This window comes from Actinomyces gerencseriae DSM 6844, from assembly GCF_000429265.1.
GTDB lineage: Bacteria > Actinomycetota > Actinomycetes > Actinomycetales > Actinomycetaceae > Actinomyces > Actinomyces gerencseriae.
In genome coordinates, this window is sequence record NZ_AUBN01000006.1 from 257,407 (window position 1) to 279,626 (window position 22,220).

General features: G+C 73.2%; 17 protein-coding genes. 6 read left to right on the forward strand and 11 right to left on the reverse strand.

The window, feature by feature from the left end; all coding sequences use genetic code 11:
- Positions 1-8 precede the first annotated feature (8 nt).
- Positions 9-899, forward strand: coding sequence for an ArgP/LysG family DNA-binding transcriptional regulator (locus G448_RS0102810; RefSeq protein ID WP_026406748.1), 891 nt, complete (start codon positions 9-11; stop codon positions 897-899).
- A gap of 144 nt (positions 900-1,043) precedes the next feature.
- Positions 1,044-3,044, forward strand: a complete 2,001-nt coding sequence (locus G448_RS0102815; protein WP_026406749.1) for an ABC-ATPase domain-containing protein — start codon at positions 1,044-1,046, stop codon at positions 3,042-3,044.
- A gap of 19 nt (positions 3,045-3,063) precedes the next feature.
- Here the strand turns inward: G448_RS0102815 and G448_RS0102820 are convergent, their stop codons facing one another.
- The 9 genes from G448_RS0102820 to G448_RS0102860 form a co-directional block, all read right to left on the reverse strand.
- Positions 3,064-3,621 carry an NADPH-dependent FMN reductase gene (locus G448_RS0102820; protein ID WP_026406750.1) on the reverse strand — a complete coding sequence of 186 codons (558 nt, stop codon included), beginning with the start codon at positions 3,619-3,621 and terminating at the stop codon, positions 3,064-3,066.
- A 196-nt stretch (positions 3,622-3,817) separates the two neighbouring features.
- Complete coding sequence (gene ilvA / locus G448_RS0102825) at positions 3,818-5,392, reverse strand: threonine ammonia-lyase, biosynthetic (RefSeq protein ID WP_026406751.1); 1,575 nt, start codon at positions 5,390-5,392, stop codon at positions 3,818-3,820.
- 99 nt (positions 5,393-5,491) lie between these two features.
- Positions 5,492-7,315, reverse strand: coding sequence for an ABC transporter permease subunit (locus tag G448_RS0102830; protein WP_084436261.1), 1,824 nt, complete (start codon positions 7,313-7,315; stop codon positions 5,492-5,494).
- A 13-nt stretch (positions 7,316-7,328) separates the two neighbouring features.
- Positions 7,329-8,957, reverse strand: a complete 1,629-nt coding sequence (locus G448_RS0102835; protein WP_026406753.1) for an ABC transporter substrate-binding protein — start codon at positions 8,955-8,957, stop codon at positions 7,329-7,331.
- A gap of 69 nt (positions 8,958-9,026) precedes the next feature.
- The gene (locus G448_RS0102840) at positions 9,027-9,872 is read right to left on the reverse strand and encodes an ATP-binding cassette domain-containing protein (protein ID WP_084436263.1); all 846 of its coding nucleotides are present in this window, start codon (positions 9,870-9,872) and stop codon (positions 9,027-9,029) included.
- Entirely contained in the window at positions 9,869-10,846 is a 978-nt protein-coding gene (locus G448_RS14865) for an ATP-binding cassette domain-containing protein (protein ID WP_084436279.1), read from the reverse strand. Before G448_RS14865 ends, G448_RS0102840 begins: the two co-directional genes overlap by 4 nt.
- Positions 10,847-11,372: 526 nt before the next feature.
- Entirely contained in the window at positions 11,373-13,259 is a 1,887-nt protein-coding gene (gene ilvD, locus G448_RS0102850) for a dihydroxy-acid dehydratase (RefSeq protein WP_026406755.1), read from the reverse strand.
- 282 nt (positions 13,260-13,541) lie between these two features.
- Entirely contained in the window at positions 13,542-14,057 is a 516-nt protein-coding gene (locus tag G448_RS0102855) for a DUF2992 family protein (RefSeq protein ID WP_034494119.1), read from the reverse strand.
- A 416-nt stretch (positions 14,058-14,473) separates the two neighbouring features.
- Complete coding sequence (locus G448_RS0102860) at positions 14,474-15,514, reverse strand: S66 family peptidase (RefSeq protein WP_026406757.1); 1,041 nt, start codon at positions 15,512-15,514, stop codon at positions 14,474-14,476.
- Positions 15,515-15,828: 314 nt separating this feature from the next.
- Here G448_RS0102860 and G448_RS0102865 point away from each other — a divergent pair, with 314 nt between their 5' ends.
- Positions 15,829-16,947: a hypothetical protein gene (locus G448_RS0102865; RefSeq protein ID WP_026406758.1), complete on the forward strand. Its 1,119-nt coding sequence runs from the start codon at positions 15,829-15,831 to the stop codon at positions 16,945-16,947.
- Positions 16,948-17,078: 131 nt separating this feature from the next.
- On the opposite strand, the gene G448_RS0102870 is transcribed toward G448_RS0102865, so the two are convergent.
- Positions 17,079-17,486, reverse strand: coding sequence for an FKBP-type peptidyl-prolyl cis-trans isomerase (locus tag G448_RS0102870; protein WP_026406759.1), 408 nt, complete (start codon positions 17,484-17,486; stop codon positions 17,079-17,081).
- A 229-nt stretch (positions 17,487-17,715) separates the two neighbouring features.
- A complete protein-coding gene (locus G448_RS0102875; protein ID WP_026406760.1) occupies positions 17,716-18,699 on the reverse strand; it encodes a Bax inhibitor-1/YccA family protein in 984 nt (327 codons plus the stop codon).
- Between the two features lie 456 nt (positions 18,700-19,155).
- Between G448_RS0102875 and G448_RS0102880 the strand changes: the two genes are divergently transcribed.
- The 3 genes from G448_RS0102880 (at position 19,156) to G448_RS0102890 (ending at position 22,048) form a co-directional block, all read left to right on the forward strand.
- Positions 19,156-20,133 carry an ABC transporter ATP-binding protein gene (locus G448_RS0102880; protein ID WP_026406761.1) on the forward strand — a complete coding sequence of 326 codons (978 nt, stop codon included), beginning with the start codon at positions 19,156-19,158 and terminating at the stop codon, positions 20,131-20,133.
- Between the two features lie 120 nt (positions 20,134-20,253).
- Positions 20,254-21,123 (forward strand): ABC transporter permease subunit, encoded by an 870-nt coding sequence (locus G448_RS0102885; protein WP_026406762.1) that lies wholly within the window; start codon positions 20,254-20,256, stop codon positions 21,121-21,123.
- A gap of 43 nt (positions 21,124-21,166) precedes the next feature.
- Complete coding sequence (locus G448_RS0102890; protein ID WP_026406763.1) at positions 21,167-22,048, forward strand: ABC transporter permease; 882 nt, start codon at positions 21,167-21,169, stop codon at positions 22,046-22,048.
- Positions 22,049-22,220: the final 172 nt, after the last annotated feature.

Genomic DNA, 22,220 nt, shown 5'->3' on the forward strand with positions numbered 1-22,220 from the left:
TTCAGTTCATGAAGAGTTCCTTCATGCATCCGGATCAGCTCGCCGCCCTGGAGGCCGTCGCCGACACCGGCGCCTTCGAGGCCGCCGCCCGTCGGCTCGCAGTCTCGACCTCGGCGGTCAGCCAGCGAATCCGGGCGCTGGAGTCCGCTCTCGGTCGCGTTCTCGTACGACGCGGCTCCCCCTCCACCCCGACGCCCGACGGCGAGGTCGTGCTGCGCTACGCCCGCCAGCAATCACTCCTGGCCGCTGAGATGACGGCCGAGCTCGACCTCGACGGGACGACCGGCCCACGAGCCGGCACCGGAACGGGGGAGGCGGAACCGGTCGAGCTGGCTGTCGCCGTCAACGCCGACTCACTGGCGACCTGGTTCCCCGCCGTCCTGCACGAGGCCGCCGCATGGAACTGCCGTCTCCGCCTGATCGTGGCCGACGAGAGCCGCACCTCCGAACTGCTGCGATCGGGGCGGGTCATGTGCGCCGTGTCCGCCTCGGGTGCGCGCGCGGCCGGATGCCGGGCGGAGCGCCTGGGAACGACCACCTACGTCCCCGTCGTCGCGCCCGGGCTCCTGGTCGCCGGGGCCACGGCCTCCTCGCTGCCGGTGGTTCGCTTCGACGCCGACGACGATCTGCAGGACCTCGCCCTGCGCGCGGCGGGCCTGCCGGTGCCCGCGCCGCGCGCCGTCGTCCCCACCACCGCCGGGCTCGCCGCGGCCATCGAGGCCGGCCTGGGCTGGGGCATGCTGCCCGCCGGCCAGCTGGACGCGCACCCGGGCCTGGTGACCGTGCCCGGGCTGGCCGCCCTGGACCGTGCACTGTTCTGGCACCGCTGGTCGATCGCCTCGGCGGGACTGGACCGGCTCACGAGGGCCGTGCGCGACGGCTTCAAGCGGAGCCGGTGAGCTCCGCGCGCCACGGCCCGCCTCGCAATGCGGACGGCGGGGGACGGACCGATCCCGAGCCGGAGCCCGACCGATCTCGACGCGGAACCGGACCGATCTCGACGCATATGCGGAACAGCCGCAGTGATGTGCCAGGATCGCCCCATGAGCAACGACGGGCAGCGACCGGACGACCGGCATCAGGGATACGGGCGAGGCGGCCGCGCGGGCCGCAGCGGCGGCTCGCGCCGGTACGACGGACCCTACAGGAGCCGCGGGGGCGACCGCGGCTACCGCGGGCATCGCGACGACCGCAGAGGACCGCGATCCGGCGGACGGGACGACTACAGCGTCCCCGGACGCGGCGACGACCGTCGGCGTCGCCAGTACGACGATGAGCCGCGCGACGGCTCTCTGTCCGACCTCGTGGGGCACCTCCACGCCCTGGACGGCCGCTCCTACGCGGCGTACAGGGCGATCGTGGGCCGCTACGAGGCGCCCGAGGACTGGGTCCTGCACGTCGACCGCGTCCAGCCCGACCCCTACGCGCCCCCGACCCGCATCCGTCTGGAGGCGCCCACCGACCTGTCGGGGCTGGAGATCCTGGAGGATCGGGAGCTCCTGACGACCGACGATCGTCGCCTGGCGGTGTGCGACTTCCTCACCCGTGAGCTGCACGCGGCCTTCAAGGGCACCAGCCTGTCCATCGCAGCCCCGGGCCAGGAGATCCTGGAGCGCTCCGCGGTCCTGGCCCCACCCGAGGACCCGGAGGACGAGGAGACGAGAGACGGGAGCCCGGACGACAAGCCGGAGGACGAGGGGTCGTCGGAGGCGGGAGTCCGCAGGCTGGAGGTGCGGGCCCGCATGGCGCTGCCCGCGCGCGGCCGCTCCATCCAGGGCCACGAGGCGGCCCGCATCGTGGCGCGCGACCTGACTCGCGCGATCGGCACCGCCCTGGACCTGTCCGGCGAGCGGGCCGAGCGGCTGCTCGCCCATGTGGCCGCGCTCGAGGACCACCGCGCCCTGACGAGGACCGTGCGCGAGCGCGGATGGGTCTCCTTCCTCGCCGACGGCGCCCTGCTGCCACGACGCTCCGGGGTGAGCGACGAGCCCCTGCACGTGGACGCCGTGCCGCTTCAGGCGCCCGACTCGCTGGCCGCCGTCGTCACCCTGCCTCACGCCGGGCAGGTGCGGGGCACCGCCATCGGAACCGGCGTCACCGTCATCGTCGGCGGCGGCTACCACGGCAAGTCGACGTTGCTGAGCGCCGTCGAGCGGGGCGTCTACCCGCACGTGCCCGGGGACGGCCGCGAGCTGGTGGCCACCGTGCCGGACGCGGTCAAGGTGCGCGCCGCGGACGGTCGGGCGGTCACCGGCGTCGATCTGTCCCCCTTCATCTCGCACCTGCCGGGCGGACGCGGCACCGTGGCCTTCACCACTAAGAACGCCTCGGGCTCGACCTCGCAGGCCGCGTCGATCATCGAGTCCATCGAGGCGGGGGCGAGCGCCCTGCTGCTGGACGAGGACACCTCGGCGACCAACCTGCTCATCCGCGATGCCCGCATGCGCTCCCTGGTGGCCGACGAGCGCGAGCCGATCACGCCCTTCGTCGACCGCGTCGGGGCGCTGGCGGCCACCGGGGTCTCCACGGTCATGGTGATGGGAGGGTCGGGGGACTACCTGGACGTCGCCGACAGGATCCTGCTCATGGACTCCTACGAGCTGCGCGACGCCACCGACCGGGCCGCCGCCGTCGTGGCCGCCCAGCCGCGCGAGGACACGGCGCTGCCGCAGTGGCCGACGGCGCGCCCGCGCGCGCCCCTGCCCTCGCCTCCGCGCGAGCGGCGGGGGCCGACGCGCACGCGGGCGCGCGGCCTGGACCGCTTCCAGCTGGACCGCGAGGAGATCGACGTCGCCGACGTGTCCGGCATCGTCGACCCGGGGCAGACCGAAGCGATCGCCCACGCGCTGCGAGCGCTGCTGGAGCAGCGCTTCGACGGGATCTCCTCGCTGGCGGAGTGCCTGGAGGACCTGGACGCGCTGCTGGACGACGAGGGCCTGGACGCGCTGTGCTCGATTCACGAGCGCCCGGCCTTCCTGGTGCGCCCTCGCATGGTCGATGTCGCCGGGGCGGTCGACCGCTACCGGGGCCTCGACCTGGCCTGAGACCGACCCGGACGGCCGCTCAGCGCAGGGCCGCCAGCGCCCGGTCCTGGGCGACGATGTCCCGGACCATGGCGGGGACCTCGCCGTCGTGGTAGGCGGCGGGCATGAAGGCGCTCCCGTTCTCGAAGTCAGTGGCCAGGGACAGGTTGACCTGCCGGCCCACGACGCCCGTGGTGAAGTTGGTCAGGATGTCACGCAGCTCCTCGACCGGGCGGACGCCGCCCAGGTAGGAGTAGCCGACCAGGCCGATGGCCTTGTTGGCGAGCACCGAGGGGACGACGAAGTCGAGTGCGTTCTTGAGGGCCCCCGGGATGGAGCGGTTGTACTCGGGGGTGACGACGATGCAGGCGTCGAAGCGGGCCAGTGCCTCGTTCCACGCCACGGCGGCGGGGTCCTTCGGCGCGGCCATCATCGGAGGCATCTCCTCGGCGAAGACCGGGAGGCCGAAGTCGGCGAGCTCGAGGACCTCGGCCTCGACCCCCTCGACGGTGGACGCCTTCTCGGCGACCCACTGGGCGACGGCGGAGCCGACGCGGTTGGGACGGACGGAGCCGGTGATGACGGCAAGACGGGTCATGGGAGTCCTTCACGAAGACAGCACGGATCCGGCCCGCGCGCTCGGCGCGCACCGGTCATTGATTCATGAATCATCCTAGGTCTTCAGTCCCACAAAGCCGTGCCGCCCATCGATGAATCGCATCACGCGGCGGGGCGGCGCCAGCGGTCACCGACGAGCCGGCGGTCGGTCGGAGGCGGGCCCCGCCCCGGGTCGCTCACCGCGCGAGGAAGAAGCGGGCCGAGGGGTCGTCGGTCACCTCGTGGTAGGCGTACCCGAGGCGGTCCATGTGCTCGGTGAGCGTCGAGTCGGTCGGGCCGTCGCCGTCGACCTCGAAGGCGGTCAGGATGCGCCCGTAGTCGGCGCCGTCGGTGCGGTAGTGGAACAGGGTGATGTTCCAGCGGGTGCCGAGCACCTCCAGGAAGCGCACGAGGGCGCCGGGGGCCTCGGGGAAGGCGATGCTGAAGAGCCGCTCCGCCAGCCCCCGGGGGGCCCGGCCACCGATCATGGAGCGCACGTGGACCTTGGCGAGCTCGTCGTCGGTCAGGTCCACGACGCCGTAGCCCACGGCCTTCAGGTCCCGCACGATCTCGGCGCGCTCCTCGCGCCCGCGGGTGAGCTGCACGCCCACGAAGATGCGAGCCGGCGAACCGGGAGGGGCCGAGGCGGAGACCCGGTAGTTGAACTCGGTGACGGCCCGCCCGCCCAGGACCGAGGCGAAGCGGAGGAACTCTCCCTGGACCTCGGGGATGGTCACCCCGAGGATGGCCTCGCGCTGCTCGCCGATCTCGCTGCGCTCGGAGATGTAGCGAAGCTGGTGGAAGTTGAGGTTCGCGCCCGAGAGCACGCAGGCCAGCCGCTCGCCGGCCAGGCGGTGGGCGGCGACGTACTTCTTCAGGCCGGCCAGGGCGATGGCGCCGGACGGCTCGGGCACGGCGCGCAGGTCCTCGAAGAGGTCGCGCACGGCGGCCGAGGTCTCGTCGGAGGAGACGGTGACGACGTCGTCGAGGAGGGCCGAGCACAGGCGGAAGGTCTCGTCGCCGATGCGGCGCACGGCGACGCCCTCGGCGAACAGGCCGACGCGCTCGAGGGTGACCGGCTCGGCCGCCGCGAGGGCCGCGGCCAAGCAGGCCGACTCCTCGTGCTCGACGCCGATGACCCGCACCTGCGGCATGAGGGCCTTGATGAGGACGGCGACCCCGGCGGCCAGACCGCCACCGCCCACGGGCACGAAGAGGCGGTCGAGCTCGGCGTCCTGCTGGATGATCTCCAGGCCAATGGTGCCCTGGCCGGCGATGACGCGCGGGTCGTCGAAGGGGGCGATGAAGGTCAGGGACTCGACCTCGGAGAGCCGCTGGGCCTCGGCCTTGGCGGCGTCGAAGTTCTCGCCGCGCAGGAGGACCTCCCCGCCCAGCGATCGCACGGCGTCGATCTTTATGCTCGGGGTGACGGTGGGCATGACGATGGTGGCGCGGACACCCAGGACCGAGGCGGACCGCGCGACCCCCTGGGCGTGGTTGCCGGCGGAGGCGGTCACGACGCCGCGGGCCCGCTGGGCGTCGGTCAGGGAGCGCATGGCGTTGTAGGCGCCGCGGATCTTGAAGGAGTGGACGGCCTGGAGGTCCTCCCGCTTGACCTCCACGGTATTGCCCACTCGGGCCGACAGGGTCGCCATGACCTGCAGCGGCGTGTGCTCGGAAGCCTCGTAGACGGGGGCGCGCAGGATCTCGCGCAGGTAGCGGGCGGAGTCCCAGGGCGCGTCGTCGGCGGGCCCAGCGGTGCGGTCGTTCACGGCCCCACCCTAGATGAGAGGCACCGGGCGGGCCGGGTCGGGCCCGTCCGGGCCGGAGGCCTCAGTCGCCGCAGACGCCGTCGAGGTCCTCCCGCACTCTCAGGAGCGACCGGAGCGCGAGGCGGCCACGGCCGTGACCGACAGCAGCACGAGCGCCCCCGCCGGCGTCGTTACCGCCCACGGTGCCCGCTCGATGTAGGGCAGCGCCTCGGCCAGCACGAGCCCCCACTCCGGTGTCGGGGCCTGCGCCCCCAGGCCGAGGAAGCCGAGCCCCGCCAGCGCCAGCGCCACGCCCGGCAGGCGCAGGGCGGCATGGCGCGCGAGGACGGGAACGACCCCCGGCAGCACCCGGGTGAGCATGATCCGCGCCCGTCCCTCCCCCAGCGCGGGCGCCAGGGCGACGTCGGGGCGCTCGCGCGCCTCCTGGACGAGCGCCCCGGCGTGCGCCGCGAGCGGGGCCCAGGCGACGCAGGCCACGGCCAGCGCCGCCCCCGAGGCGCTCGGCCCGGTGACCGCGGCGACGATGAGGCCCGCGAGCACGGGCGGGGCGGCGTTGGCCACCTCCACCGGCCCCACCGAGGCGCGCGGCGCCAGCCCGAGCAGCAGTCCGATGACGGCGCACACGACGGTGACGACCAGCGCGGAGACCGCCGTCGCCACCGCGCCGTGGGCCACCCGGGCCAGCACGTCGCGCCCCAGGGCGTCGGCCCCCAGCGGCAGCGCCCACGACGGCGCCTCGAGACGGCGGCCCACCACGGCGTACGGGTCCCGTCCGATCCCCGCCAGGACCAGCCCGACCAGGCCGGCCGCCCCGAGCACGGCGACGACGCGAGCGCCCTCGCCGGTGCGCTCCACCGGAGGGGCGGGGGCGAGCCCGCCCGCCCCCGCGGCCCGGCCGACCAGGGCGCGGGATGCGAGCACGGCCAGCGCCCCCGCGACCAGGGCCAGGACCAGCAGGAGCAGCACGCCCGCCTGGAGGGCGGGCACGTCCTGGGCGGTGGCGGATCCGAGCAGGGCCCGCCCGATCCCCGGGATCGCGAAGACCTTCTCGACGGCGACCGCGCCGCCTGTCAGGCCCACGACGACGAGCGCGACCTGCCCGGTCAGCGGGGTGAGCGCACGACGCAGGACGGCGAGCGCGAGCCCGCGCCCACCGATGCCGGCCGTCGTCCAGGTGGTGACCCATCGCTCGGCGAAGACCGCGGCGACCGCGTCCGACAGGAGCCCGCCGAGCAGACCTCCTCCGGGCAGTCCGAGGGAGAGGGCCGGCAGGACGATCCGCTCCGGCCCGCCCCACCCGTAGGGCGGCAGCCAGCCGAGGTAGACCGACAGGATCAGCAGCAGGACGGGCGCGAGCAGATACTCGGGCAGCGAGGTCAGCGCGGCGGCGAGGGCGCCTCCCCGGCTGCGGCGGCGCCCGGTCAGGCCGTCCACGAGGGTCGGCAGGGTCAGGAGCGCAGCGGTCACGAGGGCGACGGCGAGCGAGGCGCCCATGAGGACCAGGGACACGCCGAAGGCGTCGAGGGTCCCCGGGCCCACGGAGTCGCCCGAGATCCAGGAGACTCCCGGGTCTCCGTGGATCAGGCCGGACAGCCAGTGCCGGATCGAGCCGACCGGGCCCGCGTTCAGGCCCAGCCGCTCGCGGATGGCGTCGAGCACCTCCGGGGTGGCCTCGCGCTCGGCGCTGGTGGCGCGCAGGATGGTCAGCGCCGGGTCGTTGCTGGACAGCCACGGGAGCAGCCCCACGAGGGCCACCAGTGCGAGAACGGCCAGGGACCGGGAGACGGCCACGGCGCCGGACCCGCGCCCGAGCAGTCGCAGACGACCGGGACGGCGCGTCCGCTCCGCCGTCCGCGCGGCGCCGGAGCCCCGGGGTCCGGGGCTCGCAGTACTCGCGGCGCTCGAGGGACTCGCAGTGCTCATGGTGCGGGCGCGCTCAGGCGACAACGGTCGCGGAGGTGATGAGCGCGCGTTCGCGCGGGTCGCGCTCGGCACCGGCGAGACCGGCGGCCTCGCCCTGGAGAACGCGCTCGTGGAGGAGCGGGACGGCCGCGCCGGTGGCGAGGATGAGCTCCTCGGCGGCCATGATGGCGTCCTGCCGCTCCTCGCCCGCCTCGATGCCGGCGGCCTTGGCCAGGGCGGCATCGACGGCGTCGTCGGCGAGGAGGCTCAGCGAGAAGGAGCCGGTGGAGGAGAAGTCGGAGACCATGTAGGCGACCGGGTCGCCGGAGTCCAGGACTGTGGCGCGCGAGAGCAGGAAGCAGTCGAAGGCTCCGGCCAGGGCGTCGGCCTCGATCTGGGCGTACTCGCGCACGTCCTGCTTGACGGTGAAGCCGACGGCCTCCAGCTGCTGGGCGATGAGGACGACCATCTCGGCGAGCTCGGGCCGGTCGGTGTAACCGCCCAGGACGATGGAGGTGCCGGAGGGAACGGTGCCGGCCTTGGTGAAGGTGACGGGGGCGCCGTTCGTCCTGCCGGTGGCGGCGACGCCGTCGGCGCCCGCGAAGGCGGATCCGCCCCAGGGGCGCTTCTGGGAGGCCCAGGCCAGGGCCGGGCCGAGCAGTCCGGCGGCGACGTCGGCGTGCCCCTCGTACATGGTGTCGACCAGACTGCTCGCATCGACGGCGTCCCGGGCGGCGGCGCGCAGGGCCGGGTCCTTGAAGGCGCCGTCGCGGGTGTTGAGGTAGAGGGTGGCGGTACGGGGCATGGGCACCTCGTGGAGGAGCGTCTCGTCGACGGTGGCGACCTGCGAGACGGGGACCGCCTCGACGAGGTCGGCCTCACCCGTGCGCAGGGCGGCTCCGCGGGCGGTGCCGTCGGGCACGAAGGTGACGTCGATGCCGGCGGCCTCGGCCCTCTGGCCCCAGTAGTCGTCGTAGCGCTCGAGGGTGGCGGAGGCGGTGCCGTTCACGGCGGTCAGCTCGAACGGGCCGGTGCCGTGGCCGACGGGGGCGAGCGGGCCGTCCGACGATCCATCGGCGGGGTAGGCGGCCTCGGCGAGAATGGCGAGCTGCGGGCTGGACAGGCGCTGGGGGACGAGGGGGTCGGGGGCGCCCGTGGTGACGACGACGTCGCCGCCCTCGGCGGTCGCCTTGAGGTCGACGCCGTCGAGGATGCGCGGCGGGGTCGCGTATCCGGCGGCGAAGGTGAGGGCGGCCGCGGCCCTGTCGGCGGTCAGGGGCGTGCCGTCGTGGAAGGTGACGCCGTCGCGAATGGCGAAGCGCCAGGTGGTGTCGTTCTCCCGCTTCCAGGTGGCGGCCAGGCCTTCGAGGGCGTTGCCGTCGGCGTCGAGGTAGATGAGGGTCTCGGCGGTGGACCAGCGCGAGAGCTTGAAGGCGTCGTCGGACAGGGGGCTCAGGCCCGAGCGGGGCGGCTGGAGCATGGCCAGGCGGATACGGCCGTTGGCCGAGGAGCCGCTGGGACCCGAGCGCCCCGAGCAGGCGGCGACGGCGCCGGCCGCCGCTCCGACCCCCAGCAGGGCCAGGACGTGTCGTCGGGAGACCTCCGGGAGCGCGGAGTCGGGAGGGGACGGGAGTGAGGCGGCTGCGTGTGCTGGGTGTGCCATGTGAAGGGTCCTTCTGTGTCGGGTGCCGGACGGCACGGGAGGTGGTCGGTGAGCGCTTCGGCCCGGGTCTCAGTCCTCGGGGAGCACGGGGACGGCGTCGCGCAGGGCCCTGGCGGCGGGGTGCTCGGGCGCGTCGAGCAGTCGGGCGGTGGGAGCGTCCTCGACGAGGAGGCCCGCGTCCATGACAATGCTGCGGGTGCACACGCGGGCGACGGCGGCGAGGTCGTGCGACACGAGGAGCACGGCGGGGCGCGCCGCAGGCGCGTCCGGGGCGGGCACGGGCAGGCACCAGCCGTCGTCGCCGGCGAGTCCGGAGAGCAGGTCGAGGACCTGGTGGCGCAGAGCGGGATCGAGGCCGGAGACCGGCTCGTCCAGGAGGAGGTAGCGGGGGCCGGGCGCGAGGGCCCGCGCCAGCGCGAGGCGCTGCGCCTGTCCGCCGGAGATCTCGTGAGGTCGGCGGTGCCAGCTCCCCCTGGGCAGGTCGAGGGCTTCCAGAAGAGACTCCGCGACCTCCCTGTGCTCGTCGGGGCCTCCCGGCGCCCGAAGGGTGTGGAGCGCGCGGGTGATCTGGGAGATGACGTCGTGACGCGGGTCGAGGCTGCTGGCCGGGTCCTGGGGCACGTACTGGACGGCGCGACGGTAGGGACGCAGCGCGCGCGCACCGGGACGTCGGCGGCCGGCGACGACGGGCTCGCCGTCGAGAAGAATCGCGCCGGAGTCGGCGGGGCCGGGGGCGTCCAGGAGGAGAAGCGCTTTGAGGAGCGTGGTCTTACCGCAGCCGGAGCGCCCCAGCAGGGCGACGCTCTCGGAGGACTCCAGGCGCAGGTCGACGTCGTGCAGGACGGTGCGACGTTCGCCCGCGACGTCGGGGTAGGTGCGGCGCAGTCCGGTGACCTCGAGGCAGGAGGCGGTCACGCGCGGACCTCCGCCGGGGATACGGGGACGGCGATCTCGCCGACGGAGTCGTCGTCGAGGTCGGCGCGGGCCTCGATGGCGACCAGGGCCCCCGCCAGAGTCTCCTCGCGGGCGGCGGCGCACATGGAGCGGGCGACGGGATGCTCGGGCCGGGTGAGGACGCGGCGCGCCGGTCCTCGCTCGACGACGCGCCCCTCGTGGAGGACGACGATCTCGTCGCACAGGGCGGCGGCCGCGAGATCGTGCGTCACGAGCAGTAGGGCAGGGGGCACTGGCGGCCCGGCCGGGGCGGGCACGGCGCCGGGCCCGGCCGGGGCGGGCACGGCGCCGGGCTCAGCCGGGGCGGGCACGGCGCCGGGCTCAGCCGGGGCGGAGGTCGTGACGTCGTCGAGGGCGGCGAGGAGCTCGGCTCGGGCGACGACGTCGAGGGCCGTCGTGGGCTCGTCGGCCAGCAGCAGAACCGGCTCGGCGGCCAGGGCGAGCGCCACCGCGACGCGTTGGCGCTGGCCGCCGGAGAGCCGCCCGGGAACCCGTTCGGCGAGGGCGGGCTCGATGCCGACGCGTTGGAGAAGGGCGAGCGCACGGGCCGACGCCTCCCGACGGGCGTGCCCAGCGGCGCTGGCCGCGGCGGCGACCTGGTCCCCGACGCGCAGGAGCGGGTGGAGAGCGGTGGCGGGGTCCTGCTGGACGAGAGCCGCACGGGCCCCACGAGGGCGGCGAGCAGCCGGGACCCGGAGGAGGTCGCTGCCGGGGGCGCTGTCGCGGGAACCGTCCGGATCCTCGATCGTGAGGCTGCCGGTGACGCTCGCAGCAGGGGTGAGCGTTCCGGCCAGGGCGGCGCAGGTCAGCGACTTGCCCGCGCCCGAGGCGCCGACGAGCGCCGTCCGGGCGCCGCGGGTCAGGGAAAGACTGACGTCGTCGACAAGGGTGCGACCTCCGATGGTCACGCCCAGGTCAGCGAGAACGATTTTCATGTCCATCAGCCTATGCGGGCGGATGACATGTCCTCAAATTCTTCCAGGGCGGCCCATATCACCATCGGCCGGGTGGGGCATCGGGCGGCGGCGCGCGTGACGCCCCGCAGCACATGTCGACGTCCGAGTTCGAGCGGGCCCGGAAGAGTCCCTCACGCCGACAAGGCTCGACCGCCCCAGCACGCGTCATGGCAGTTCGGACGAACCCCCTCAGGACCGAGAGAGCATCACGGCACGCCGTTCCGCGCGGCCGCGGCCGATGCCGAGCGCCCCGATGCACAACCGCGTACTGCGTGGGCCCGCCCGAGTTCGCGGCTCGGCGTCGGCGGAACGGCCTCCACCGCTCCGCCGCCTTCGCGCCCCGCGTTCAGATGGACGTGTCGAGATGAGTCCGGCGGCAGCAGACTCGCGCAGGAATGCCCGATTCGCAGTCCCGGCCGCCGGGCGCAGCGGCGTCGGACCGATCTCGAGCCGGAACCGGACCGATCTCGAGCCGGAACCGGACCGATCTCGACGGAGAGCCGGCTCAGTACCGCGGCAGCCTCGACAGGTCGCGCACCGCACCCACGTCGGCGCTGGTGGCGAGCATGGCGTAGGCGCGCAGGGCAGCGCTGATCCTGCGGGGGCGCTCGGCGTGCGGCGACCACGCGTCGCTCCCGCGGGCCTCCTCCTCGGCCCGGCGACGGGCGATCTCGGCGTCGTCGACCACGAGCTCGATGCGACGCGCCGGAATGTCGATCTCAATGCGGTCGCCGTCGCGCACCAGACCGATGAGCCCGCCCGCGGCCGCCTCCGGGGACACGTGCCCGATGGACAGACCCGAGGTGCCTCCGGAGAAGCGCCCATCGGTCAGCAGGGCGCACTCCTTGCCCAGGTGCATGGACTTGATGTACGTGGTCGGGTACAGCATCTCCTGCATGCCCGGCCCGCCGCGCGGGCCCTCGTGGTTGATGACGACGACGTCGCCGGCCTCGACCCTCCCGCCGAGTATCCCCTCGACGGCGGTGTCCTGGGACTCGAAGACGACGGCGGGACCGGCGAAGACGAGGATCGAGGCGTCCACGCCCGCAGTCTTGACGATGCAGCCCTTCTCCGCGATGTTGCCGAACAGGACCGCCAGCCCCCCGTCGGCGGAGTAGGCGTGGGCGACGTCGCGGATGCAGCCGCCGGCGCGGTCGGTGTCGAGGGACTCCCAGCGCGAGGCCTGGCCGAACATCGTGGTGGTGCGCACGCCCGCAGGAGCGGCGAGGTAGCGGGTGCGCACCTCGTCCGCCAGCCCCGAGCCGGGTGCGGAATCGGGACCGGGCCGCGCGATGTCGTAGGCGGCCAGGGAGTCGGCAAGCGTGCCGCGCAGCACCGTCGACGTCGTCGTGCTCAGCAGACCGCCCCGGTCGAGCTCGCCGAGAATCCCCATGATCCCACCGGCGCGATGGACGTCCTCGATGTGGTAGAGGCTCGTCGAGGGGGCCACCTTGGCCAGGTGGGGGACCCTGCGCGAAAGGCGGTCGATGTCGGCCATGGTGAAGTCGACCTCGGCCTCCTGAGCGGCCGCCAGCAGGTGGAGGACGGTGTTGGTGGACCCGCCCATGGCGATGTCCAGGCTCATGGCGTTCTCGAAGGCGGCCTTGGTGGCGATCGAGCGCGGCAGGACGGAGGAGTCATCGTGCTCGTAGTAGGCCCGGGTGATCTCGACGATCTGTCGGCCCGCCTCCTCGAACAGCTCACCGCGGTCCGCGTGGGTGGCCAGCAGGGTGCCGTTCATGGGCATGGCCAGCCCGAGCGCCTCGGTGAGGCAGTTCATGGAGTTGGCGGTGAACATGCCCGAGCACGAGCCGCACGTCGGGCAGGCCAGGCGCTCGATGGCGCTGATGGTCTCGTCGGCCACCGTGGGGTCGGCGGCGTCCATCATGGCGTCGATGAGGTCGAGCTTGCGGGTGGCGCCGTCGGCCGTGACCAGCTTGCCCGACTCCATGGGGCCGCCGGAAATGAAGATGGTGGGGATGTTCAGGCGCAGGGCGGCCATGAGCATGCCGGGGGTGATCTTGTCGCAGTTGGAGATGCACACGAGGGCGTCGGCGCAGTGGGCGGAGACCATGTACTCCACGGAGTCGGCGATGAGATCACGGCTGGGCAGGGAGTAGAGCATGCCGTCGTGGCCCATGGCGATGCCGTCGTCGACGGCGATCGTGTTGAACTCCTTGGCCAGGCCGCCTGCGGCCTCGATCTGGGCGGCCACGAGCCGCCCGACGTCGCGCAGGCCCACATGCCCGGGGACGAACTGGGTGAAGGAGTTCGCGATGGCTATGATAGGCTTACCGAAGTCTGAGTCCTTCACGCCGGTCGCGCGCCATAGGGCGCGGGCGCCGGCCATGTTGCGGCCCATGGTGGAGGTGGCGCTGCGATACTGCGGCATGGGGAATCCTTTGCGGACAGTCCAACGGGAATGGCGCCGCCGGGAGCCGTCCGCGAGAGAGCCGACGCTTCACGACGCCGTGTTGCCACAGCGTATCCCCCACCGGCCCGTCCTGACGCACCGAGATCCGTCCCTGAGACGTGATAACGCCGACCCGGCGCGGTCGCAGGCCACTCCCCCGCATCTGGGACCGCCGTTCTCGACGCGGCCCTCGCGGCCACTATTTGCGGAACACTCACCTTGCGTCACTGCATCCACCGGCGCCGATGCGCCTGATATACGTCACCGGCCGCGGTGGCGGCGCTTGGCCCGTTCCCGACGACGGGCCCAGGCCTCGTCCGCCTCCTGACGGCGGCGCAGGCTCCGGTTGCGGGAGGTGCGGGCCGCGGTCTCCTCACGGGCGGCTGCCAGGGCGGCCTGCGCGGCGGTGGACGGGCGGGCCCGAGCGGCCTCCTTGGCGGCCCGCCGGGCGGCGCGCTTGGGACTGGCCCGGCGGCTCGACGACGGGTCCGCCGTCGTCGAGCCCACCGACACCGGAGGAGAGGCGGCGGCCCGGTCGATGAGCTCGCCGCCGCGGGCCAGGAGGAAGTCGTAGAGCTCGACGTCGCTGGGCTCGGCCCCGAAGACGTGCCGCGCCGCCCGCACAGTGATCGCCTGACCGTTCACGTCACCGCCATGATGGCGTTCACGGCACTCGAGAACGCCGACCCAGAAGCGGCCGTCGAAGTAGAGGGTGAACTGGACTGAGATGCTGGCGGGGACGCCGGGCCGGCTGTCAGAGGCGGACAGGTTCGACATGGGGCTCCTTCGGGTGCGAGTGATCGCACCCGGTGCAGCAGGAGTCCCCGTGGCGGCCGGTGAACGGCATCCCCGAGGTGACGAACGCCTGGTTGTTGTGCGCCCACGACGAGGTCGGGGCGAGTCCGGGGACTGCGGCCCCCGACGGCGTCATCCGGACTTCCTCCGGACCGTGCAGTTCGTGCTACCGGGTGTGGCGCGAGCGCGCCGCCCCAAGGCTATCGCAGTGATCGCGGGCCCGGGGGCGCCGTACGCGAACGCGCGTCCGTCGTCATCGGCTGCTGATTGACGCAGCGCAGGCGGGCATGAACGTCTCCTTGGGGCGAGCGGTTCGACTGCCCCAGGGTCGCGGCCGGAGCCCCGTCGCAGCGGTCGCGGCCGACGGCTGGACCTGAGAGGCACCCGTCCCGGGCCGTTCAGGCGTAGCTGGCAGTGATCCGGTGCGAGGCGCCGTCAAGAGTCATGGCTCCGCCGTGCGGCACGATCCATTGGGGGCGGGTGTGCCCGAAGGGGACCCCCACGCAGATGACCGCCTCGGGGTTGTAGCGCCCGACGGTCTCGACGACGACATCGCGTTGCTCCGCCCGGAAGCGGGCCCTGTCCGGGGCGTCCCGGCGGTCCTCCAGCGAGGAGGCGGGCGGGCGAGCCACGAGGACCGCGTCGACGGCGGCCAGCAGTCCGCGCTCTCCCATGGCACGCAGGATCCACCCCACCTCGGAAGCTGACGGGAGCGTCTCCGAGGTCTCGATGAGCATGACGGCGCCATCCAGGACGTGGGGGTCGGCCGGGAACCTGCCGGCGGTCAGCACCCACTGGAGCACCTCGAGGCAACCGCCCCAGGTAGGGCCGGTCACCGAGAGGGACGGCCCCGCCCAGGTCCAGGGCCCGGTGGCCTCACGCTCACCGAACTCGGTCAGGGCGCGGGGATCGAGCCAGTCGCGCCCCATGTCCTCGGACTCCCCCGGCTCGGTGATCTCCAGCTCGGCCCCGGTCAGCAGCGCCGCCCGCAGCGAGTCGAGGTGGATCGGGTCGACGTACGGGCCCGGGCCGACGTGGACCTGGGTGGAGCCGCCGTAGAAGCTGGCGATGCCCAGCGACCACAGCCACTGGTGGAGGTTCGTGTTGTCGCTGTACCCGAGGAAGGGCTTGGGGTCGGACAGCGCCGCGGCGCCGTCGAGGTGCGGTATGACCGCGATCTGGTCATCGCCGCCCACGGTCGCCAGGATCGCGCGGATGCTGGGATCGGCGAAGGCGGCGTTGAGGTCGCGGGCGCGCTCCTCGGGCGAGGCGCCGAGCCGCCTCGTGGTCGGGTACTCCACGGGAACCAGGCCGGTGAGAGCCTCAAGCCTGGCCATGGCCTGCTCGTGAACCGCCGGGGCGAAGCCGGGGGCCGCCAGGGACGGGGACAGGATCGCGACGCGATCACCGGCACGGGCCTTGGGCGGAAGCAGCTTCATCGCGCCATTGCAGCAGCCGCGCGAGGGAGCCGACAAGCGTCCGGCGGGCGAACTCGGACGACAGGGTACGGGCGCTCGCGAGGGTACGGGCGCTCGCGGGGGGGGCCTCGACGTCGACCTCAGGCAGGGCTCCCAGGCCGGCGACCGTTGCGGTGATGTCCGTAGATGTCGACGATCCGCTCATCGGCGAACGGATCGGGCCCCGTGACGTGAGTCATTCCATCCGGTCCGAGCGTCCGCGGAATCATGCGCCACGGATATGCTTCGCCTACCCTCATCCATTCCGCTCCCCGCATCCTGAAACGAGAGGCTCCATGAGACATCATCGTTCACGCCATCCGCTCACCGCGCTCACCACGGTCGCGGCCGCTGTCGTCGTCGCGGTGGGAGGCATCGCCCTGTCCCCCGTCGCCGCCGCCGACCAGCCGACCCTGCAGTGCGCCGACGGCGGATTCATGTGCGAGGGCCCGGGCCGTTTCGGCAGCCTGTCGGCCTCTTACGCGGACGACCAGCCGGGCCCCTCCGTCTCCTGGGGCACGCCCACGGTCACCCTGCTCGACTCCCCGGCCGACGCCCTGGATGTGGAGCCGAGCAGCGAGATCACCAGGAACTACGGGATCGAGATCCCCTCGCAGGCCTCCCCCGACTCGCCGCGCAGGGTCTCGCTGCTCATCACGAACGGCACCGGACTGTTCGCCGGCCCCGCGGACATGCGCTTCCACATCACCGACGAGGCGGGGACGGAGCTGCCCGCCGGAACATGCACCCCCGAGGAGCAGAGGCTGAGCCCCGGGGAGCGGGCAACCGTGACCTGCGCGGTTCCCGACGGCGGCGCGCTGCTCAAGGCCTTCCGCAGGGGGGACTTCGGAGGGGAGTACCTGGCCGCCTGGAGACTGGACTCCCGGACCCCGCCCGCCCCATCGGACCCCGGGGCGCCCGGCACTCCGCCCGCGGTCACCGTCGACGGCGCGGCCGTGACCGGCACGGTGCAGGACGGGGCCTGGAAGGCCACCGTTCCCGTGACCCGGCGGGCTCCTGAGAGCAACGGAGCCGACACCACCTACGCCCCGGAGGTCACCGTGGACGGCGCGCCGGTGATGGCGCCCTCCTTCCGCGTCACCACCAGAGCCGCCGCTCCCTCCCCCGAGCCGACTCCCACGCCCAGCGCCTCCGCCGCGCCGGCTCCCGAGCCGAGCGAGTCGCCCGGCGCATCCGCCGCCCCCACCGATGCGGACGCCTCCGCCACGCCGGATGCCGACCCGAAGGGCCCGAATGGCCCCGCGGCGACCGGCTCCGGGAGGCCCGCGGCGACCGGCTCCGGGAGCCCCGGGAAGCTGGCCAGGACCGGACCGGCGAGCGCCGGCCCGCTCGGTGCCGCGCTGCTGCTGACGGCGGCCGGCGCCATGGCGCTCCGACGCGCACGTCGCGCCTGAGCCCCCGCCGCGCCCCGAGCCGCGCGAAGGGGCGGAGCCGAAACCACGGCTCCGCCCCTTTCCCTCTCCGTTCATCCTCCTCCGTCGTCCTCTCGTCCCCCCCCCTGTTCCCGCCCTTCTCCGCCGCGACGTCACATCACGCCGAGGATCTCCGTGACGAAGACGAGGGTGGCACCGCCCGCGATGCCGGCCTGCGGGACACCGCGGTCCCCGTATCCGAGTTCGGCGGGGATGGACAGCAGCAGGCGCGAGCCGACGCGCTGGCCGACGAGCGCGTCGTCCCAGCCGCGGATGACCATGCCGACGCCGACCTGGAAGTCCAGCGGCTGACCGCGGTCGTAGGAGCTGTCGAAGACGTCCCCGTCCCAGGTCTGGCCCAGATAGTGTGCGACGATGGTGTCGCCGGCCTCGACGACCCGACCGTCGCCGGCGTCGAGGACCTGAACCTGGAGCCCCTCGGGCGCGTCCGGTCCCGGGAAGGCGAGGACGGGCTTGGTCCCCTTGGATCCCTCGACCGAGGGCATGTTGGTGTTGATCATGCTGCGGAGCCTACGTGAGGCGGCCCGCTCCCGGCCGCCGCGGCCCTCGGCCCAGCGCGAACTGCGCGCCGAGTCACCACCGGGAGCCCCGCCCCGAGGTCGATCGCCGCCGGGCACCGCAAGGAGAGCGAGACGGCGCGGGACGTCACCGGGTGCCCATGACCGACGACGGCGACCGACCCATCCGGCACAGCGAGCTAGTCTGCTCGGCCGACGCAGCCGGGCCGGATCAGCTGTCGCGCAGGATGGCGAGGATGCGGAGGAACTCGACGTAGAGCCACACGATGGTGACGACGAGTCCGAAGGCCCCCGCCCACGCGTAGCGGGTGGGCAGGCCCCGCTCGACACCGCGCTGAATGGCCTCGAAATCCAGGACGAGGCTGAAGGCGCCCATGACGACGGCCAGCAGGCCGACGATCACGCCCAGCGGGATCCCCATGACCTCCATGCTGCGCAGACCCCACGGATCGGTGGTGACGTTGGTGAGCATGAGGACGAGGTTGATGAGGCTGAAGAGCAGGTATCCGCCCATGGCGATCAGCAGGATGCGCGCCGCCTTGCCCGAGACGCGGAAGCCGGCGAACTTGTAGGCGCACAGCATGACGACGAAGGTCGCGGCGGTCGCGCCCATCGCCTGGACCACGATGCCGGGGAAGGCCATCTCCATGACGCCGGAGAACGCCCCCAGCATCGCGCCCTCGAAGACGGCGTAGAGCATGATGAGGGCGGGGCTGGGCTCCCTCTTGAAGGCGTTGACGAGCCCCAGGACGAGCGCCCCGATGCAGCCGCCGAGCATGGCGGCGTAGCCGAGCCCGGCCGTGGCCGGGTTGGTGGCGACCCACCACGAGACCGCGCCGACGCCGAGGATGACGGCGAACATCCCGGCGGTGCGCACGATGACGTCGTCGTACGTCATGCGCCCGCGGTCGACATTGGTGGCGCTCGGCGCCCCGTACTGGCTCTCCAGGCCGGCGAGCTGCTCGGCGGACACCGGAGCGGGTTGGCCGTAACCGGCCTGGCCGGGCCGGCCGGTCTGGCCGTACTGGCCGTACTGACCGGTCTGGCCGGGCAGGCCGTAGCCGGCCTGGCCGTACTGGCCGGGCTGGTAGCCGGGCATCGTCGGGTAGCCGTTGGGCGTCAGCGGCCGCGACGGTGCGGCGACGGGGCCCCGATCGTTGAAAGCAGGGCTGCGGGAGAAGAATGGATTACTCAACTGCGGTGTCCTCTCGATGGGGGGACGAAGATGCGCGCCGGCCTGCACCGGGGCCTTCCGACGCTGGTACATCATACGCAACACGTGAATCCCGCTCGGGATTCCAGTCCGGCTCCCGGCCGGCGCAGCGCCGGCGGGCTGATGCCCCGGGGTCGCCCCTCCCCGCGAGAGCCCGGCTCCCGGCCGGTGCGGCGCCGACTGAGAGCGGGCGGGCGCGGCACCGTCACGGCGGGCCCGCCCCGTCCCCTTCCGGCCTCCCCGGCCGCCCCGCGTCGTCGTCACGGGCGCCCTTCACCGCCCGGGCCGAGGCCCATCGTCCTCCAGGACGAGCCGACCGCCCGTGACGGCTCATCACACGAGCCGATGGCCGGGAGTCGGGCCGTCCCTAACCTGACATCACTCCGGGGGCGCCGCCCCTCGCCAACCGACTCAGGCTCTACAGAAGAGTGATTCCTCATGATCAAGGCCGTCAACCTGACGAAGCGCTATGGCAGCAAGACCGCTGTCGACCACATCTCCTTCACCGTGGAACCGGGCACGGTCACCGGTTTCCTCGGGCCCAACGGGGCCGGCAAGTCCACCACGATGCGCATGATCATGGGCCTGGACAAGCCCACCGACGGCGAGGTGACCGTCAACGGCCGCCCCTACCGAGAGCTGTCCGCCCCCCTGTGCGAGGTCGGCGCCCTGCTGGACGCCAAGGGCCTGCACGGCTCGCGCAGCGCCCGCAACCACCTGCGCCAGCTGGCCGCCTCCAATGGCATCCCGGCCAATCGGGTCGACGAGGTCCTGGAGATCACCGGCCTGACCGCCGTCGCCAAGAAGCGCGTCAAGGAGTTCTCCCTGGGCATGGGCCAGCGCCTGGGCATCGCCGCCGCCCTCCTGGGAGACCCGCGCGTCCTCCTGTTCGACGAGCCCGTCAACGGCCTGGACCCCGAGGGCGTCAAATGGGTGCGCGAGACCTGCCGCCGGCTGGCCGGCGAGGGCCGCACCGTCTTCATCTCCTCGCACCTGATGAGCGAGATGGCCCAGACCGCCGACCAGCTCCTGGTCATCGGGCGCGGCCGCATCCTGTCGGCCGGCCCGGTCGACGACGTCATCGCCTCGGCCACCACCGACCGCGTGCGCGTGGCCTCCCCGCAGGCCGCCCGGCTCGCCGAGCTGCTGGCCCAGCGCGACCTCGTCACCCGCGCCGTCGGGCCCGGGGTCCTGGAGACCACGGACACCACCGCCGCCACCATCGGCGAGCTCGCCGCGCAGGCCGGCATCGTCCTGCATGAGCTGACGATCATTCACGCCAGCCTTGAAGAGGCCTACCTGACTCTGACCGGCGACTCCGTGGAGTACCGCACCGACCCCGCCCACCGGGACGCGCCCCGGCGGGCGGCGCAGCGCGGTCCCTCCGAGGGCGCCCCTCGGGACGGTGACCGATGACCGACGGGCGCACGCCGATGACCCACGCGCACCGGCGACCGCCGACGGCCCCATAGCTCCTTCGCACCTCCCATGTCTCATTCGCACTCCTCACAGCTCTTTCCTCACGAAGGCCTTGTTATGACCACCAACGCCCCCGCCCGCCCGGCCGCAGCCCCCTCGTCCGGCGACAGCACGAGTCACCGCCGCGCGAACTCTCGCATTCACGGCCGCCAGACCGTCGCGCGCGCCATCGCCTCGGAGTGGATCAAGATCTGGACCCTGCGGTCCACCTGGATCACCTCCCTCGTCACCATCATCCTGACCGTCCTGTTCGGCGCCGGCATCGCCATCGCCGTCGGACAGTCCGAGGAGTACCAGGACAAGGCCATGAACATGATCACCTCCGGTCTGACAATCGGGCAGATCGTGGTGGCAGTCCTGGGAGCCCTCATCATCACCGGCGAGTACTCCTCCGGACAGATCCGCTCCTCCCTGGCCGCCGTCCCCCGCCGCGGACGACTCCTGCCGTCCAAGGCCGTGGTCCTGAGCGCTATCACCTTCCTCCTGGGCTCGGTGTCCGTCTTCCTGTCCTGGGCGATCTCCAAGCCTTTCCTCGGCGAGCACGCCGGTTCACTCACCGACTCGCACTACGTCGGCCACATCTGGGGCTCGGGTCTGACCTTCGTCTGCATCGCCCTGATGGCCCTGGGCGTCGGCTTCCTGCTGCGCTCCACCGCCGGCGCCATCACCGTGGTCGTCTCCCTCCTGTTCGTCATCCAGGTCCCACTCCGACTCGCAGCCAGTAAGTGGGACTGGGCCATCAAGATCATAGGCTGCCTGCCCAGCACCGTCTCCGAGGCCGTCTCCGACCCGTTCCAGCGCACCACCGAGTGGAGCGGGGAGGGAGTCCAGTTCCTCAGCCACGGCCAGGCCGTCGCGGTCTTCGCCGCCTGGGCGATCGTCCCCCTGGTCGCCGCCTGGTTCGTCTTCTCACGGCGCGACGCCTGAGCGGCATCGATCCTCGCGCCCCGCCGACGAAAGGCACGACCTCATGGCCACCGCGACAACCGCCACCGTCTCCGCGCCCCCGGCCCGCTCCGCCCTCTCCGCGAGCGCCCTCCCGCGCAGGCGGGCCCCTCGTACGACCGGCAAGCAGACCCTCCTGCGCGCTGTGAGGGCCGAGTGGCTCAAGATCCGCACCCTGCGATCCACCTGGATCACCTCCCTCCTCGCCATCGCGCTCACCGTCCTGTTCGGCGCGGGCATCGCCGTCGGCTACGCCCACGCACCGGGCAAGGAGGCCGCAGCCGCCCACGTCATCGGCGCGGGCAGCACCTTCGGCCAGATCGCGGTGGCGGTGCTGGGGGTGCTGGTCGTCACCGGCGAGTACTCCTCGGGCCAGATCCGCTCCTCCCTGGCCGCCGTCCCCCACCGCGGGCGCCTGCTGGTCGCCAAGGCCCTCGTCATCGCCGTGTGGTCCTTCCTCACCGGGGTCGCCGCCATGCTCCTGACCTGGGCGATCTCCGCCCCGATGATGGACGGCCACGCGCTGCCGCTCACCGACACGCACTACCTGGGCTACTTCTGGGGGGTCGGCCTGTCCTACGCCGCCTTCGCGCTCATGGCGATGGGGCTGGGCCACCTCCTGCGATCCACGGCCGGGGCGGTCACCGCCGTCATGACGCTCCTGTTCGTCATCGACATCCCCCTCCAATTCATGAGCCGCCAGTGGGACTGGGCCGTCACCCTCCAGGGCCTGGAGCCCGCCACCGTTGCGCTGGCCGTTCAGGACCCCTTCGCCCTTCGTCAGATGTGGGGATACCCCGGCACCATGGCCTTCCTCGAGCAGTGGCAGGCCGTCCTCGTCTTCGGCGCATGGTTCCTCCTCCCCGTGATCGCGGGCTGGGTCGTCTTCACCAGGCGCGACGCCTGAGCACCGTCGCAGCGGCCGACCGCCGCGGCGCTCGCGCCCCCGGAAGCCCCGATCACCCCGCCGACGACGCCCGATACGCGCAACCTCCGGGCGTCGTCGGCGCACCCGGCCCGCGCGCATCAGCCGGTCGCACCGGACGCAAGGACACAATGGCCCCGTGGACCACGCAGAC

Coding starts and splice junctions, on each gene's coding strand:
- G448_RS0102830 (WP_084436261.1), bottom strand. CDS start 7,315: ATGAGCACTGCGAGTCCCTCGAGCGCCGCGAGTACTGCGAGCCCCGGA.
- G448_RS0102870 (WP_026406759.1), bottom strand. CDS start 17,486: ATGATCAACACCAACATGCCCTCGGTCGAGGGATCCAAGGGGACCAAG.
- G448_RS0102815 (WP_026406749.1), top strand. CDS start 1,044: ATGAGCAACGACGGGCAGCGACCGGACGACCGGCATCAGGGATACGGG.
- G448_RS0102810 (WP_026406748.1), top strand. CDS start 9: ATGAAGAGTTCCTTCATGCATCCGGATCAGCTCGCCGCCCTGGAGGCC.
- G448_RS0102885 (WP_026406762.1), top strand. CDS start 20,254: ATGACCACCAACGCCCCCGCCCGCCCGGCCGCAGCCCCCTCGTCCGGC.
- G448_RS0102820 (WP_026406750.1), bottom strand. CDS start 3,621: ATGACCCGTCTTGCCGTCATCACCGGCTCCGTCCGTCCCAACCGCGTC.
- G448_RS0102890 (WP_026406763.1), top strand. CDS start 21,167: ATGGCCACCGCGACAACCGCCACCGTCTCCGCGCCCCCGGCCCGCTCC.
- G448_RS0102865 (WP_026406758.1), top strand. CDS start 15,829: ATGAGACATCATCGTTCACGCCATCCGCTCACCGCGCTCACCACGGTC.
- G448_RS0102880 (WP_026406761.1), top strand. CDS start 19,156: ATGATCAAGGCCGTCAACCTGACGAAGCGCTATGGCAGCAAGACCGCT.
- G448_RS0102855 (WP_034494119.1), bottom strand. CDS start 14,057: ATGTCGAACCTGTCCGCCTCTGACAGCCGGCCCGGCGTCCCCGCCAGC.
- G448_RS0102860 (WP_026406757.1), bottom strand. CDS start 15,514: ATGAAGCTGCTTCCGCCCAAGGCCCGTGCCGGTGATCGCGTCGCGATC.
- ilvD (WP_026406755.1), bottom strand. CDS start 13,259: ATGCCGCAGTATCGCAGCGCCACCTCCACCATGGGCCGCAACATGGCC.
- G448_RS14865 (WP_084436279.1), bottom strand. CDS start 10,846: ATGAAAATCGTTCTCGCTGACCTGGGCGTGACCATCGGAGGTCGCACC.
- G448_RS0102835 (WP_026406753.1), bottom strand. CDS start 8,957: ATGGCACACCCAGCACACGCAGCCGCCTCACTCCCGTCCCCTCCCGAC.